The 14,414-nt window shown below is 48.8% G+C and carries 17 protein-coding genes and 1 pseudogene; 13 read left to right on the forward strand and 5 right to left on the reverse strand.

Annotated features, from left to right (window positions below):
• Positions 1–44 precede the first annotated feature (44 nt).
• The 4 genes from Q9O24_11500 (at position 45) to Q9O24_11515 (ending at position 4,903) form a co-directional block, all read left to right on the forward strand.
• Positions 45–2,024, forward strand: a complete 1,980-nt coding sequence (locus tag Q9O24_11500; GenBank protein MDQ7075750.1) for a DUF4091 domain-containing protein — start codon at positions 45–47, stop codon at positions 2,022–2,024.
• Positions 2,025–2,131: 107 nt separating this feature from the next.
• Positions 2,132–2,362 (forward strand): FeoA family protein, encoded by a 231-nt coding sequence (locus tag Q9O24_11505; GenBank protein MDQ7075751.1) that lies wholly within the window; start codon positions 2,132–2,134, stop codon positions 2,360–2,362.
• Positions 2,359–4,671, forward strand: coding sequence for a Fe(2+) transporter permease subunit FeoB (gene feoB, locus Q9O24_11510; protein MDQ7075752.1), 2,313 nt, complete (start codon positions 2,359–2,361; stop codon positions 4,669–4,671). The genes Q9O24_11505 and feoB overlap by 4 nt, the downstream gene beginning before the upstream one ends.
• A 10-nt stretch (positions 4,672–4,681) precedes the next feature.
• On the forward strand, positions 4,682–4,903 hold the full coding sequence (locus tag Q9O24_11515; GenBank protein ID MDQ7075753.1) for a FeoC-like transcriptional regulator: 222 nt from the start codon (positions 4,682–4,684) through the stop codon (positions 4,901–4,903).
• 249 nt (positions 4,904–5,152) lie between these two features.
• Here the strand turns inward: Q9O24_11515 and Q9O24_11520 are convergent, their stop codons facing one another.
• From Q9O24_11520 to Q9O24_11535, 4 genes are all read right to left on the reverse strand, one after another.
• Positions 5,153–6,979 carry a cytochrome C gene (locus Q9O24_11520; GenBank protein MDQ7075754.1) on the reverse strand — a complete coding sequence of 609 codons (1,827 nt, stop codon included), beginning with the start codon at positions 6,977–6,979 and terminating at the stop codon, positions 5,153–5,155.
• A gap of 37 nt (positions 6,980–7,016) precedes the next feature.
• Positions 7,017–8,327, reverse strand: a complete 1,311-nt coding sequence (locus Q9O24_11525) for a rhodanese-like domain-containing protein (GenBank protein ID MDQ7075755.1) — start codon at positions 8,325–8,327, stop codon at positions 7,017–7,019.
• 103 nt (positions 8,328–8,430) lie between these two features.
• The gene (locus tag Q9O24_11530) at positions 8,431–8,934 is read right to left on the reverse strand and encodes a hypothetical protein (protein ID MDQ7075756.1); all 504 of its coding nucleotides are present in this window, start codon (positions 8,932–8,934) and stop codon (positions 8,431–8,433) included.
• Between the two features lie 81 nt (positions 8,935–9,015).
• Positions 9,016–9,225, reverse strand: a complete 210-nt coding sequence (locus Q9O24_11535; GenBank protein ID MDQ7075757.1) for a hypothetical protein — start codon at positions 9,223–9,225, stop codon at positions 9,016–9,018.
• Positions 9,226–9,442: 217 nt separating this feature from the next.
• Between Q9O24_11535 and Q9O24_11540 the strand changes: the two genes are divergently transcribed.
• Complete coding sequence (locus tag Q9O24_11540; protein MDQ7075758.1) at positions 9,443–9,715, forward strand: hypothetical protein; 273 nt, start codon at positions 9,443–9,445, stop codon at positions 9,713–9,715.
• Positions 9,716–9,767: 52 nt separating this feature from the next.
• Complete coding sequence (locus tag Q9O24_11545) at positions 9,768–10,472, forward strand: hypothetical protein (protein MDQ7075759.1); 705 nt, start codon at positions 9,768–9,770, stop codon at positions 10,470–10,472.
• Positions 10,473–10,539: 67 nt separating this feature from the next.
• Here Q9O24_11545 and Q9O24_11550 read toward each other — a convergent pair.
• Positions 10,540–11,571: pseudogene (locus tag Q9O24_11550) on the reverse strand (FMN-binding glutamate synthase family protein).
• Positions 11,572–11,689: 118 nt separating this feature from the next.
• On the opposite strand from Q9O24_11550, the gene Q9O24_11555 reads away from it, so the two are divergent.
• From Q9O24_11555 to Q9O24_11585, 7 genes are all read left to right on the forward strand, one after another.
• Positions 11,690–11,893, forward strand: coding sequence for a hypothetical protein (locus Q9O24_11555; GenBank protein ID MDQ7075760.1), 204 nt, complete (start codon positions 11,690–11,692; stop codon positions 11,891–11,893).
• Positions 11,890–12,060, forward strand: coding sequence for a hypothetical protein (locus tag Q9O24_11560; protein ID MDQ7075761.1), 171 nt, complete (start codon positions 11,890–11,892; stop codon positions 12,058–12,060). Before Q9O24_11555 ends, Q9O24_11560 begins: the two co-directional genes overlap by 4 nt.
• A gap of 17 nt (positions 12,061–12,077) precedes the next feature.
• Positions 12,078–12,419, forward strand: coding sequence for a hypothetical protein (locus Q9O24_11565; protein MDQ7075762.1), 342 nt, complete (start codon positions 12,078–12,080; stop codon positions 12,417–12,419).
• Positions 12,420–12,488: 69 nt separating this feature from the next.
• Entirely contained in the window at positions 12,489–12,851 is a 363-nt protein-coding gene (locus tag Q9O24_11570; protein MDQ7075763.1) for a transposase, read from the forward strand.
• Between the two features lie 77 nt (positions 12,852–12,928).
• Positions 12,929–13,471 (forward strand): hypothetical protein, encoded by a 543-nt coding sequence (locus Q9O24_11575; protein MDQ7075764.1) that lies wholly within the window; start codon positions 12,929–12,931, stop codon positions 13,469–13,471.
• Between the two features lie 238 nt (positions 13,472–13,709).
• On the forward strand, positions 13,710–14,129 hold the full coding sequence (locus Q9O24_11580) for a transposase (GenBank protein ID MDQ7075765.1): 420 nt from the start codon (positions 13,710–13,712) through the stop codon (positions 14,127–14,129).
• A 25-nt stretch (positions 14,130–14,154) separates the two neighbouring features.
• A complete protein-coding gene (locus Q9O24_11585; protein ID MDQ7075766.1) occupies positions 14,155–14,376 on the forward strand; it encodes a hypothetical protein in 222 nt (73 codons plus the stop codon).
• Positions 14,377–14,414 lie beyond the last annotated feature (38 nt).

Genomic DNA, 14,414 nt, shown 5'->3' on the forward strand with positions numbered 1-14,414 from the left:
TTCTGGCCAGTGCCATTGGCTGACTTCATTGTGACGGAGAAATAATGAACGTGTTAAAAAAAATAGGGCTAGTGTTGTTGTTTGTGGCACCGCTGGCTTTGGCTTTGCAGTTGACCTTGAATTACATCGAAGAGAATAAGCTAGAAGGTCGAGCGGTGTCAGAGCTGTTGAAAAAAGAGATGGAATTTCGAACTCAACAGAAAAAACAGGCGGCCAATAAACCGCTGGTGGAGTGTACGGATTCGTTAGCATTGAAAGCGGGCTTGAAACCAAAGGGGTTATTGCCTACTGGTTTGAAAGCCATCTGGGCGGTGAATGACGGTGAGCGTCTTTCTTCAACCTTAAGTGATGGGGTATCAAGGCAGGACGGTGTGGTCTGGAATGGCTGTTATGTGGATCTGGTTGCGGTGCGGGATGAGGTGGTGGCTTTTCAGCTGGTGTTGGAGGCCGGTGGTTCTGGGCAGCACGACTTACACGTTTCTATGAGTGAATTGAGCCATCAAGATGGGCATAAAATTAACAATGATTTTTACCTGCCTGGAGGGGATGAGGCAGACATAAGCAACAGCGTTGGGCGGCGTATTGAGGTCTTCCGTGAGGAGTTTTTGCGCGTTAAGGAGTCATCGAGAGGTCTCTATTTTGATGAGCAGCGCCAACATATGTTACCGATGGGGCATTGGGCGGATATTTTAACCCCCGTTTCAGTAGCGGATGCCTTTAAACCCTTAGACCTTGCGGCGGGTCGAATTCAACCCTATTGGGTGGATATTTATGTGCCGCGTGGCACACCGGCAGGCAGTTATTACGGTTGGCTGTCGGTACTGACGCCCAGTTCAGGTGAGCGTTACCAAGTGCCTGTGCGATTGTATGTAGCGGAGTTGGAGTTGCCGCGTAAATTCTCGTTGCAAACCTTGGCTTATTTGGCTGATTCCCGTCAGATTCGTCGTCGTCATGGGGTGAAATCGGGTACGCCTGAATACGCTCAATTGCTCAAACGCTATCAGCAGATGTTGCATCGGCATCGTTTGGATCTGGTGGTGGACAAGCCGGTTCGGCGGGCAGATCAAGCGGTGGCCGATATGCTCAGTGGCACAATTTTCAGAGCCGATCAGGGTTATGAAGGGCCAGGAGAAGGGGTCGGCACAAAAATGCTGTTTACTCAGCTGAATACAACAAGCAAAGCGACGCTGCAAGGGGATATAAAATCTTGGCAGCGCTGGTTTAAAGAACATAAATTGCCTTGGTCGGCGGCGGTCTATTCGATTATGGATGAACCCAGCGAAGAGGATTACCCAAAAGTCATTGCACATGCGGCATGGGCGCATGAAGTTCGACCACGGATCAAAACGTTTTTGACTGAAAAAATCAACAACGCTTTGTTGCGGCGCAAAAATCCGGAATACATTGATGTTTGGTCAATGCCCTCGGCCTTAAGCGGTTACGATCAACAGTCCATTCTGGATCGGCAAAAAGCCGGTGCTCAGGTGGGTGTGTATAACGGTTACGCTCCGGCTACAGGCACGGCACTGATTGATGATTACGCTGTGGCGATGCGTACGTGGGGCTGGGCTGCGCATAAATTTGGTCTGGACTCGTGGTATTTCTGGGACATCGCCTACTGGCATCAAAAACGTGCCAATCGTGCCACGGATCTCTGGAATGATCCTTTGACCTACACCAGTGGTCTGTTTGGCGGTTCTGCTGAAAATGTTGGCAATGGAGACGGCAGCCTGCTTTATCCAGGTGAGGATAAACTGTTCCCTACCAGTGATCGTGGTTTTGCCGGACCGGTGGCTTCCATTCGCTTGAAAAACTGGCGTCGTGGGGTGCAGGATTATGAGCTATTGAAAATGGCAACGGCAAAGGGGTACGGTACGCAGGTTAAGCGGCTGGTGCAGAAAATGATACCCAAGGCGCTGTTTGAAAGCGAAGAGGGTGAGGCGATCAGTTGGTCACAGCAAGGTGCCTTGTGGGAGCGGGCGCGGCGTGAATTAATTCATCTCATGTTGGCTAAAAAACCCTGAAGTTTGACCTTCGTCATGCTTTAGGGTTGTTGATTGACTCAACGTGGTTGCAATCGAGAATCATTCCTATTAACATTTGGCATATATTGTCATTGACAGGAATTATTATGCAGCCTCAAACGTTAGCCACCGTTGCAGAGCGTACTTTAAGTCGGATCACCGGTTACCAAACGGAGCGGGGTTTGAAACAGCGTCTGATTGCTCTGGGTCTCTTTCCTGGAGCCGAAGTCACCACGTTGCAACGACGGGGTGGTGGTTTGGTGGTGGCGCGTGGTTCCGATCGTATTGCTCTTGGTGGTGCCATTGCGGCGCAAATTTTGGTTGAATCTCTGGCATGAACGGTTTCACTGTTGCCGTTACCGGCAACCCTAACTGCGGTAAATCCACCCTTTTTAATGCGCTGACCGGAGCCAATCAACACGTTGGTAACTTCCCTGGTGTCACGGTTGAGAGTAAACAAGGCAGCTTTGAAGTCGATCAGACCCACATTGAATTGGTGGATCTTCCCGGCCTTTATTCTCTTGACAGTGGTGGCAACTCCACCGATGTCACGGTTTCACGCAATTATCTTATGGCGGGCAACGCCGATCTGATCCTCAATGTGTTGGATGCGTCCAATCTGGAGCGCCACCTCTATCTGACCACCCAACTGCTGGAATTGGGGTTGCCGATGGTGGTGGCGCTGAACATGATGGATGTGGCCGAGGATCGGGGGCGTAAAATTGATCTGGCGGCGCTGGAAAACCTATTGGGTTGTTCGGTGATTCCGCTGGTGGCGAGTCGCTCGGAGGGCGTTGAGCCTTTAAAAACAGGTCTGCTTAACGCCTTGAAGGCGAGCAAGCAGCCAACTCTTGAGGTGGATTACCACCAGCCCATAAGCGGTGTGTTGGATCAGATCTGCGCTCAGTTGCAGCAGGCAGAGATCCGTTTTCCGGTCTGTTATCGTTATTTGGCCGTCAGTGTCTTGAGCGGTGATTTGGGTATTGATGACGGCATTCCTGCGGATATTGTCCATTTTGCCCAGCACGAAGTGGCGGGAATTGAAACTGCTTCGGCAGAAGATCTGGATATTTTGATCGCCGATGCCCGTTACAGTTTGGCGCATCATCTCACCGGCATCGTTACTCAACAGCAGGGCGAAGTGAAGAGCTTGATCTCGGATCGCATTGATTCGTGGGTCTTAAACCGTTATTTGTCGGTGCCGCTGTTTATTTTTGTGATGTACTTGATGTTCACCTTCACCATCAACATTGGTGGGGCGTTTATTGACGTGTTTGATCAACTGGCGCAGACCATTTTTGTTGATGGTTTTGGCACGCTGTTAAGTGCGATGGGCAGCCCTGATTGGCTGCGGGTGTTGCTGGCCGATGGCGTTGGTGGTGGCATCCAAGTAGTGGCGACCTTTATCCCCATTATCGGTTTTCTCTATCTGGCACTGGCCTTTTTAGAAGACTCCGGTTACATGTCACGGGTCGCGTTTATTATGGATCGTTTTATGGGGCGCTTGGGTCTGCCTGGCAAAGCCTTTGTACCGTTGATCGTTGGTTTTGGCTGCAATGTTCCGGCGATTATGAGCGCCCGCACGCTGGAAGATCCCCGTGAACGGGTGATGACGGTGATGATGAGTCCGTTTATGTCTTGTGGGGCGCGTTTGTCGGTGTACGCCCTGTTTGCGGCGGCCTTTTTTGCCGATGGCGGTCAGGTGATTGTTTTGCTGCTCTATTTGATTGGCATTGCAGCGGCTATTTTGACCGCCGTGCTGTTGAAATACACCCTGTTGCCGGGCGAGTCTGAGCCGCTGATCATCGAGTTGCCCAGCTACCATCTGCCAACGGTGAAGGGCATTTTGATGCGCACGTGGCATCGGCTGCACGGCTTTTTGCGTGATGCAGGTAAGTTGATTGTCTTGATGGTGTTGCTAATTAACTTTCTGAACTCCATCGGTACCGACGGTTCTTTTGGCAATCAAGACAGCGAAAACTCGGTTTTGAGCGCCATGAGTCGAGCGGTCACTCCGGTGTTTGAACCCTTTGGCATTCACGAAGACAACTGGCCTGCCACGGTGGGTATTTTTACCGGTGTGATGGCCAAAGAGGTGGTGGTAGGGTCGTTGAATGCGCTCTATTCACAGATGGGCAGTGAGCCTGCCGAAATGGCCACCGAGCCTGAGGCGTTTGATTTTTGGGGCGGAATTGGATCTGCATTGGCAACGGTACCGGAGAATTTTTCCTCGTTGACCCAATTGCTCACCGATCCACTGGGTTTGGCGCTGGTGAAAGAAGATCAGGTCGCAGCGGCAGCGGAACAGGATGTGGATATGGCCACCTTTGGTGCGATGGCGAGCCGCTTTGACGGTGCCATTGGTGCTTTTGCTTACTTGATCTTTATCCTGATGTATTTCCCCTGTGTGGCGGCCACTTCGGCAATTATGCGTGAGACCAACGCTCTTTGGACGCTGTTTGCCGTCTCTTGGAGCACCCTTTTGGCTTACGTCAGTGCCACTCTGTTTTATCAGTTGGCCACCTTGCCGCAGCACCCAGAGAGTTCGTTGTGGTGGGTGGCGGCGATGTTGGCGTTGATCGTGGGGGTCTTTTTGAGTCTGCGTTATTACGCTGATCGTCAACAGAATAAAGTGGTTGTAGCTTAGGAGAAAAATTGTGATTTTGAGTGAATTGAGAACCTATCTTCAGAGCCATTCTAAGGTTGCGTTACGGGACATTGCCTTGCACTTTAATGCGGATCCCGATGCGATTCGGGGCATGTTGCAACGCTGGCAAAGCAAGGGAAAAGTGGAAAAATTGCCCGCTGGTACGGCGTGTGGCGGTGGCTGTTGTCAGTGTGACCCCGCTACCTTAGAGATCTACGCTTGGCGCAGTTAAACAAATACGGTAAGGCACACAGGCGCATCTGGTAGGGCGTCAATACGCGAAGCGCATTGCGCCAAATGTAAGCCTTTAAACACACTCCAAAAGTACCACCCAGACTACCCAAGTCGATATTGAAAAATTACCAGCGTACCGTGGCCGTAGACGGAACAGCCAGAACCACCGAACACAAAAACTTCACGATGCACTGAGATCAGTAACCGCCATAAGCAACAACGTCGGACGAGTGCTGGAACAGTACGACTACAACGTTTTCAAATATTCCAGCAGGGCATTCAGTCCTGCTCTGTCATCTTCCCAATCGAGTTTAAACGTTTGGCCATCGAGGCGGATATCTTGATCATGCCCCTGATGGCCAATAATGTCTGATGCTGCCGTATCGTAGAGATAACCCTCTCCTTTTTTGCCTGTTTGTGAAGGATCCCAAGCAAACCCGACGTTCTCTTGATCGTAATCAAGGCGGCTTTTAATAAACTGATCAGGGCGGCTGCTGGGCAGCAATAAATGGTAGAGGGTTGGCACTGAACCGTTATGCAAGTAAGGCGCTTGCGCCCAGATGCCCACCAGTGGCAGAGCGTTGTAACCGTCGTGCTGTTTGGGGTTGCTCATGGATTGATTGCTTTTGCCCTTGAGAGAGATGCCTTTGTATTCGGCGCAGGGTTTAACTAATTTGCCGGAGAGGGTGATTTCAGTGTTGGGGCCACAATTGCCGGTGAAGCTGCTCTGCGCGCCAAGGGTGGTGATGCTGCCTGCGATTTTGGCTCGGCCTAAATGAGTGCCCATCTGTTGATAAACGTGGCCATTGTTGTCTTGATGACAGGCGGCGCAGTTTTGCGCAAACAGAATTTGTCCCTGTTTGGCCAGTTTGACATCGACCTCAAAGGGGTAAGCGGGTGCGGGTAGGTTCAGCAACAGGCGTTCAGAGTGAGCTGAAACGCGCAGATCGACGTCGTTAAAACCTAAGGTCACTTGGGCGGCGAGGTTTTTATAAAAGAGCATCGGAATGTGGCCGTTCCACTGTCCACCGCCGTTAATCAGCAGCGTTTCATCTTCATCCCAACCCAGTGGGTCGCGGCTCTGCTGATCCCAAACCGCCATAATGTCGGTGATGCCCGCTACATTGGGCAGTGCCAGCGGGGCAAAAGGGGCGCTGTACCACGCTGCTTTCAGACCTTGATAGGCGTTGACAGAGTTAAAACTGATGGCGTCTTCCATTCCGGCGTAACCGAGTTTTGCCCGTGTTTCGATGCCGCTGTAATTGCGTTCAACGATCAGTTTCCAGCCGTCGTAGGCGTTTTCTTGCTGTTGTATAAAGGCCGTGATGTGCTGTTTGGCGTTGTCGCGGAACAGCTCGATTTGGGCTTTTTCATAGGCGGCATCGAAGTGTGTGTCGGCGTGTTGATAGTTGTTATAAAAATAGTGTGGGTTGTTTTGCGCGCTGTCGGCAAGGGTGGTTAGCAGTGCGCTGATGACGCGCTGTTGCTGTTTTTCTTTATCTTTTTCGCCAGCGTAGAGTTTATTCAGTGTTTGTACGATTTTGTAGCGATAGAGAATGACGTTAAATTCGCTGTTGATGCCGCCGTCCAGATAGCGAAGATCGCCGTTTTCCAACCGCACTCGACCAATGTGGCAGCCACCACAGGTAAACGAGGCGTAGTCGATGTTGCTCAGTGGTTCTGCCCGTCCAAGGCCGCTGATGCCGATGCCACTGGGCATGGGGTAGTTGCCCATGCGCGGGTCTTGGTAAAGACCGATGACGCTGAGAAAGTTATCCCCTTCGCCCCAAAATTCGGGTGCGACTTTGGGCAGCAGCTTGAGGATTAGATAGGGAATGCCATCGGTTTGGCTGACGGCAAAATGAGCAAAAGCAAAATAATCTTCTTGGTGTTTTTTGAGGTGTGTGGCGATGGCTTGTTTATTAGCGGCTTGATGTTCTGCCCAGTTGTTCGGTACGGCTTTAATCAGCGGCGCTGAGCTGGGGGCGCTGAGTTGAACGGTGTTTGAGGGCAGCAGCAGATAAACGATGAACAGTGCCAGTGGGATGAGGATAAGCCGAAATCGTTTAATCATGCTGCTGCTCCTGAATGAGCGGGTTTGAGTGAATTATTTACTCAAATTCCATTGCTCGAAAAATACGCCCTGCGTTCTGTTTTGCGAGTATATCAAAGGTGGGCAGATGGGAGTAGGCAGATTGATCAATGGCGTAAGCGTCTTGCAAGCTGCCGTCGTTGTCGATGATCTCAGTAATTTTGCTGCGCATGTAGAATAAATAGTCGCGGGTGTATTTTGTTACCTCGTCCATGTTGGTGGGCATACCGTGACCGGGAATGACGTACTTGGCCTTCAGGGCAGCAAATTTATCCCACGTTTTGATCCATTCGCCGGTATCGGTGTGTTCAAACACCGGCAGCAGTCGTTGATGAAAGGCCATGTCTCCGGTGATGATCAGGCTGCGTTTGGGCAGCCAAACCATCGTATCGCCAGGGCTGTGAGCGGGGCCGAGGTTGAGCAGTTCGATGGTTTCATTGCCCAGTTGGATCACCCTTTTGGTGCCAAAATGTTGATCGGGCATCACCAACTCAGTGCCAAAGGCTTTGTCGCGGCTGCGACTGCGCATCTGATCGAGGGTCTCTTCGCCGTAGGTTTTTATTTCGGTTAAGGTGTCGGTATGAGCGATGATTGGAACACCTTGTTCTTGCCAGTAGTTAGAACCGAGCATGGCGTGGCCTTGACCGTTTTCCAGTACGACGTATTTCACCGGCTGATCGGTGAGTTTTTTGATCTCTTCGTGCAGGGATTTGGCCAGCAAGTAGTTGTCTCCGGCGTTGACCACTAAGACACCGTCGTCGCTGATGATAAAGGACAGATTGTTATTGTGGCCGGAGTTGTTGTAACCGCCGGGCGCGGTGGCTCCGATGGCGGAATAAACACCGTCGATGACTTTTTGTGGGCGGCGAAACAGCAGGGAGTCAGGCGCGGGGTTGAGCAGGGTTACCGGCAGTTCAGCTGCTTGCCAATCAACAAAGCCTTCGGCGTAGTTTTTTACATTCTGATAACCCATTTTTTTCAGGGTGTCAGCGGCAAAAGGGCTGCGTTGACCCGTGCCGCAATAAACCACGATGGATCTGTTTTTATCGGGGATGGCGGCGGCAATGCGCAGCTCCAGCCAGCCGCGTGGAATATTGAGGTTGTTTTTCGCCGCGATCATTTCGTTAACGGTTTGCACTTCACCGCTCGTACGCACGTCGATCAGATAGGTGTCGGGTTGTTTCTCCAGCCGTTGTTTCAACTCGCTGGTGGAGAGGTTGTCCACCTGCCGTTTGACCTCTTTGAGGGTTGGAACAGTCGATTCTGAGGCGTGGAGCAAGCCACTGCTGAGCAGAGTTAGGGCGATTAGAAAGTGAGTGAGCTGTTGCATAAGCGGTCTCGCTGCGGTCAGTGGAGAGAGCCTAGCCTACAGCATTCATAGGTGTGATGAAAAAGGGAAATGCAGTGAGGCATTGCCCTGTTACTTTTTTAATTCATAAGCCAAAGGCATCTGCCGACCAACTAACCCCTCCAACCACAGCAACCGGATAATGCTGATGCACCAGCGTTTCAATCTCAGCAACCCGCTGTTTTGGCACATCAATCATTAACAGGATTTCGCCGTGAGCGAGTGCATCGCTGAACTCTGTTAGGTGCACGTTGGGTAGATGAACGACGAATTTTTCACCAGCAACAAAGGTCAGTGCCATGACAGATAAAGCACTCACTGCACCGACAAAAGAGCTGGAGACCAGAGCGGTGACGAAAACCACGAAAGCGAGGCCAAATAGAATGAGATTTGAGGCCCATAAGGCTTGTTCAATCTGAAAGGCGCTGTCGTGTTGTTGTCGTTGTGTTGCTTGTGGCAGTGAGTTGAGTTCGATGTTGTGAGCGATGGCATGAATGCGTCGTTTGGGAATGTTCAGTTCAACCAGTTGTTTGACTACGGGTTGAGCTTGTTTTTCATCAGGAAATAAAAAATAGAGTCTGCGTAACATGGTGAATCTCCCTTTTTGGGGTCACAAGACCCTTTGGCTCACCTCCCTGTAAGAGACTAAAGGGGTGTAAAAACAGCGATTTTAACCCTCGGCAATGTAATCGTCTGTATCGTTACCCATCAGGATTTTTTTATTTTCTAATTCCATTGCCAAATAGACCTGTTTGTTTTTTTCGTTCTCGAAATAAATTTCCAGACCATTGATGCCATCGCCGTCGTAGACGCAAGGGTGATGTTCGGGGTCGGTAACTTCGCGTGAGGTGATGGGATCTGTGGTGGTTCGAATGTGCATGGTGAATACTCCTTCAAGTTCACTACTTTTTATAGGTTAATCTGGTTATTTAGTCAAATTATGTGCTTGCAGATAGGTCTTTTCTTCATTACGTTACACCTCTGAGACCTTTGTTACAGGTCAGTTTTGTATGCTTCAAGCGTCCCTTCGAACAAGAGAGAAAACAATGTCTAAACGCAGCTAAATTCTATTAGCGTCTGTTATTGATTTGGTCACTTTGGGCAGTTTTACTGCTTTTGCAGGTGAGAAATGTGGTTTTGGTAAACACGGTTTTAGCCCTGAAAAGCGTGCTGAATTTATCCTAAAGCGGGTCACAGGTAAGCTTGATCTGAATGAAACTCAAGTTTCTAAGTTGAAAGCGGTGCAAGCGCAATTTATCCAGCAGCTGATTGTTGAGGCGCACGGGGGAGAGTTACAGATTAAGAGCGAGTTGGGGGTGGGGAGTTCGGTTGTGGTGCGCTTACCCATCACCAATGCCCCCTTTATCTGATGGCCATTCTGCGGTAAAACCTTCTCACTGATTTTAATTTGGAGTGTTAACCATGAGCAATGAGAACAAACAAGGCGTTTCTGTGGATGCGCCAGCCATCGGTATGGTGGGTGATCAAGATGAGCTGAAAGCGACTTTGAAAGAGCGTCAAAAGGCCTTAATCAATTTGGCTGCGAACTGCGATTCAGTGGAGCGCGGTCGGGCGTTGTTGGATGTGGCGGAGTCTCATCTGGGATTGACGGAGCACGAGCACGCTTGGCGCTTGGCAAAAGAAGGGTTTGATCTCTTTATGGCCGCTGAGAGCTGGCAGGATGCGGTGGAAGCCTGTGATGTGTTGTATCAAGCGCAACAGCCTGCGTCCATTGCGGCGTTGGCACACGGTGTTTGGTTGGCGGTCACTTACCCCGTTGATCCGCAGGTGAGTTATACCTTGTTGGAGCACATTGTGGATGAAACCCCGAATGACTCTGATGGTGCGGCGGTGGCAGCGATGACGGCGCACTATCTTTCTGATTTGCGCAGCAAAGATGAAGAGCATGACAGCAACATCTTTTTAACCCGAAACTTAGTGGCGAGGGTGGCGGAGCGTCACAGCGGCATCCAGAATCAGCTCGGTATGGATGTCTGGGTGGAGAAATTGCAACTCAAAGAGCCTCAGGATTTTCTGCCGAAATTGGCGCAGATTCTTGATGTGATTGTGGAAGGTCAGTGGTGGTTTGATCGGGATGCGTTGCGGGCTAAATTGCCAGTGCATTAGGGCTTGAATTTAAAAGCAGTGTAGGTGAAATTCAAGAGAAGTGATGCCACCCCTCTTGAAAGTTTCTCTATAACTCAGTAAAGCCAGAGTACTTAATCCCCGAAAGTGATGCCATTTCACGGTGCCATGTTGCCAAGTCATTTTTATTGAATTGGCTGAAATCATGATGGCCACATGCGCGTGCCATCACTTGCATTAACTCCACAGAAGCATTGAAAAAATTATGCAGCTGTTTTGATGATTTTTCAATGTTCAGCCGTTTCCGTAACTCTGCTTTTTGCGTTGCGATGCCTGTGGGGCAGTTGTTGGTATTGCACATTCTTGCTGCAACGCAGCCGATGGCTTGCATGGCGCTGTTTGATACAGCAATGCCATCGGCACCAAGAGCAAGCGCCTTTACAAAGTCCATTGGAACCCGTAATCCACCGGTAATAATGAGTGTTACGCGACCACTTGCGCCCTGTTTATCAAGGTAAGCGCGTGCGCGTGCTAAAGCCGGAATGGTGGGAACACTGATGTGGTCTCTGAATATTTCAGGTGCAGCGCCTGTACCACCACCACGCCCATCCAATATGATGTAGTCCGCACTGGCATCCAATGCAAATTGGATGTCTTTTTCAATGTGGTTGGCACTTAATTTAAAGCCAATAGGAATACCTCCGGTTACTTCTCTCACTCTATCAGCAAAGCGTTTAAAGTCAGCGGCAGATGAAAGATCTTTAAAGGTTGGCGGAGAAATAGCCGGTTGGCCTTCTGTTATGTTTCGTACTTGTGATATTTTTCCTTGGTTTTTATTACCCGGAAGATGGCCGCCGGTGCCGGTTTTTGCACCTTGCCCACCTTTAAAATGAAACGCTTGGACTTTTTTTAATAACTCTTCTTTATAACCAAAACCCGCGCTGGCGTATTCATAAAAATAACGCTCATTGGCCTCTTGTTCTTCAGGCAACATGCCACCTTCACCAGAACAAATACCGGTTCCGGCAAGATTGGCTCCTGTTGCTAGTGCAATTTTAGCTTCTTCAGATAAGGCCCCAAAACTCATGTCTGAAACAAATAGGGGTATATTTAGTTTTAGAGGTTTTTTAGCCTCTGGCCCAGCCCTTTCAAGGTGGCTAATTATAGAGAAAACTGATCGAAAAAGGCATATTTTCTGGCCATTCGTTTGTATTTGATGAATAATCTATTCCAAAATTACATTCTGTAAAGAGTCCATTATGTTCAGTAAAGTTTTTCAGCGTTTTATGGATAAAAGCCCTGTTCCTGTCATGGTTCAAGCTCTTTTAGAACGTGTGCTTTGTCCTGAAAAACTGAATTCAATCTTTGAGCGTACAGCCGTTGAGCAATACACAAGAACATTGCTTTTCTCCACCGTATTTGACTTGATGAACTTGGTCATTTTCAAGACCTTCCCTCTGTGAATGCAGCCTATAAAGAAGAATCTGACGAGGTTGGTGTATCAATCACCTCACTTTACAACAAGTTGAATGGCATCAGCACCGAGACCTCGGCAGCGTTGGTGCGCGAAACGGCAAGAGAAAAACCGAGATCATTGCTGCTCTGGACGGAGCAAGAGCAGCCTTGTTAGCTGGATATCGGGTCAAAATGTTGGATGGCAACTGCATTGAAGCAACAGAGCACCGACTGGAAGTTTTGAGAGAGACCAAAGCAGGTGCGCTTCATGGAAAATCCCTTGTTGTTTACGATCCCATGCTGGAGATGGCCATTGATGTCTTTCCTTGTGAAGATGGGCATGCGCAAGAACGCGCTTTATTGGGACAGGTATTGACCACGGTTGAAGCATCAGATGTGTGGATTATGGACAGAAATTTCTGTGTTCGTGCTTTTCTTTTGGGGATGGCAGATAAGAGCGGTTATTTCGTCTGTAGAGAGCACAAAGGGCTAACATGGGAAACGTCTGGCTCAGAAAAAAGCAGGAAAATGTGATACCGGAACGTTGTATGAACAGTCGATCACGATGCTGGATGATCTTGGTGAAAAAGAACTTATCGTCGAATTCGACTTAAATTAAAGCGTGAAACACGAGATGGTGAGCAGGAAATCGTTATTTTAACCAATTTGACGAAAACATCAGCCAACGCCCAATGTATTGCTGAGCTGTATCGCAAGCGATGGAACATAGAAACCATGTTTCAAGAGCTGGAAGCGCACCTACATTCAGAAGTGAATACACTGGGGTATCCGAAAGCGGCTCTGTTTAGTTTTTGTGTTGCGCTGGTTGCTTATAATGTATTGGCTGTTGTGAAAGCTGCTTTGCGGGTTCAGCATGGAGAAAAGACCATAAAAGATGAGCTTTCTGGTTATTATTTAGCAGGGAATATTGCCCGAACATATGATCAATACTTCGGACAGTTTTAGAGAGAAAAAGATAGGAACCACAGGCGGATTCTGAGAAAATAGAGTTCTCAAAAAACGACAATCAAAGAAGGCCGCCCGTGGAATCCATAGTAGAATCGGTTTTACTCTCCATGTCCAGTGTTAAAAAACCACAACGTCTTTTTCTCTCAGCTCTGTTTTCCGCATTGATGGTTTTTCAAGGGAAAGCCACTTTTCGTAATTTGAGTCGTTACAGTTCGTTGCATGAAAAACGTCTGTCGCGTTGGTTTCGACGTTCATTTGATTTTGCACAATTCAACAGACGCCTACTTCAAAAAGAGCTGCCACAAAAGCACGATCAAATTGCCGCCATTGATGCCAGCTTTATGAAAAAAGTGGTCAGAAAACAGCAGGGTTGGGTTGGTTTTACAACGGCGCTTTGGGGCAAGCCATGGTGGGGTTGGAGTTGTCGTTGGTTTGCCGAATTGATCTTCAAAGTCGAACCGCTTACGCGCTGGAGGCTCGCCAAACGTTGGACTCGGAACAGAAAGAGGGTGAGAGCCGAGTGGACTGCTACGCGAAACAGGTTTGTGACCTTGCCTGTGATCTTCAAGCGCAAGGCATTCGCTACCTTACCGCAGACGCCTACTACAGCAAGGTGAAGTTTGTCGATGCGGTCTGTTCAGATGACTTACACCTGATTGGAAAGCTGCGTTCAGATGCCAACCTAAGCTGGTATTTTGAGGGCGAGTACGGTGGCAAAGGACGTCCTAAAACGTACGATGGTAAAGTCAATTTCCAAACGGAGCTGTCCCGTTTTGATGCGTGTGGCGTAATGGATAAGGGGTATCGATTTACAGCGCCGTGGTTCACTCGTGTTGTTTCAAACGGAAAATCCGTGTGGTGCTGCTGCGATGGGAGCAGAAGACAAAAGTCCGTTCGGCTCTGCTGTTTTCTACGGATTCGGAGTTGGCTCCAGAAAAGATTGTCGAATATTACACCGCTCGTTTTCAGATTGAATTTTTGTTTCGTGAAGCCAAGCAACATACGGGTTTAATGGATTGCCAAGCGCGTTGCTCAGAGGCCATTCAAACTCATATTAATGCCTCGTTCACCGCACTGAATTTATTGAAGCTGGAAGACCGTAAGGACAAAAACAACCCTGAGCCTTCGGTGATTTCGATTGCCTCGTGGCGACGCAAGAAATTCAATCAATATTTGATGAAAATACTTTTTGACAAGTTAGGTTTGGAGAGATCTTGTCAAAAAGTCGAGGCGGTTTACCATGAGCTGAGTGAGTATGGGGCTATTCAGGTTTAAAACTGTCCGAAGTATTGATGATGGAATGATGATCGCGTTACCCGATGAAGAATGGGGCGTTTTTAAAAATATGAGTCTGACTCAATTCGTTGATGTTTTTCTTAAGCTTACTGAGAAAATCAATTTATTAAAATTTAGAAAATCGAGGCGAGGTATAAAAAAACCTCCTGTTAAACGTAATAAATATCCAAATCAACCCCATGTTTCTACCGCCAAATTACTTCGCGGAGAAAAACCTAATGAATAATCAATAACTTACCACCTTGAAAGGGCTGGACATAGAGA

Source organism: Gammaproteobacteria bacterium (assembly GCA_030949385.1).
Taxonomy (GTDB): Bacteria; Pseudomonadota; Gammaproteobacteria; order JAUZRS01; family JAUZRS01; genus JAUZRS01.

Coding starts and splice junctions, on each gene's coding strand:
- Q9O24_11500 (MDQ7075750.1), top strand. CDS start 45: ATGAACGTGTTAAAAAAAATAGGGCTAGTGTTGTTGTTTGTGGCACCG.
- Q9O24_11555 (MDQ7075760.1), top strand. CDS start 11,690: ATGTTCAGTAAAGTTTTTCAGCGTTTTATGGATAAAAGCCCTGTTCCT.
- Q9O24_11530 (MDQ7075756.1), bottom strand. CDS start 8,934: ATGTTACGCAGACTCTATTTTTTATTTCCTGATGAAAAACAAGCTCAA.
- Q9O24_11505 (MDQ7075751.1), top strand. CDS start 2,132: ATGCAGCCTCAAACGTTAGCCACCGTTGCAGAGCGTACTTTAAGTCGG.
- Q9O24_11565 (MDQ7075762.1), top strand. CDS start 12,078: ATGTTGGATGGCAACTGCATTGAAGCAACAGAGCACCGACTGGAAGTT.
- Q9O24_11520 (MDQ7075754.1), bottom strand. CDS start 6,979: ATGATTAAACGATTTCGGCTTATCCTCATCCCACTGGCACTGTTCATC.
- Q9O24_11585 (MDQ7075766.1), top strand. CDS start 14,155: ATGATGATCGCGTTACCCGATGAAGAATGGGGCGTTTTTAAAAATATG.
- feoB (MDQ7075752.1), top strand. CDS start 2,359: ATGAACGGTTTCACTGTTGCCGTTACCGGCAACCCTAACTGCGGTAAA.
- Q9O24_11535 (MDQ7075757.1), bottom strand. CDS start 9,225: ATGCACATTCGAACCACCACAGATCCCATCACCTCACGCGAAGTTACC.
- Q9O24_11545 (MDQ7075759.1), top strand. CDS start 9,768: ATGAGCAATGAGAACAAACAAGGCGTTTCTGTGGATGCGCCAGCCATC.
- Q9O24_11525 (MDQ7075755.1), bottom strand. CDS start 8,327: ATGCAACAGCTCACTCACTTTCTAATCGCCCTAACTCTGCTCAGCAGT.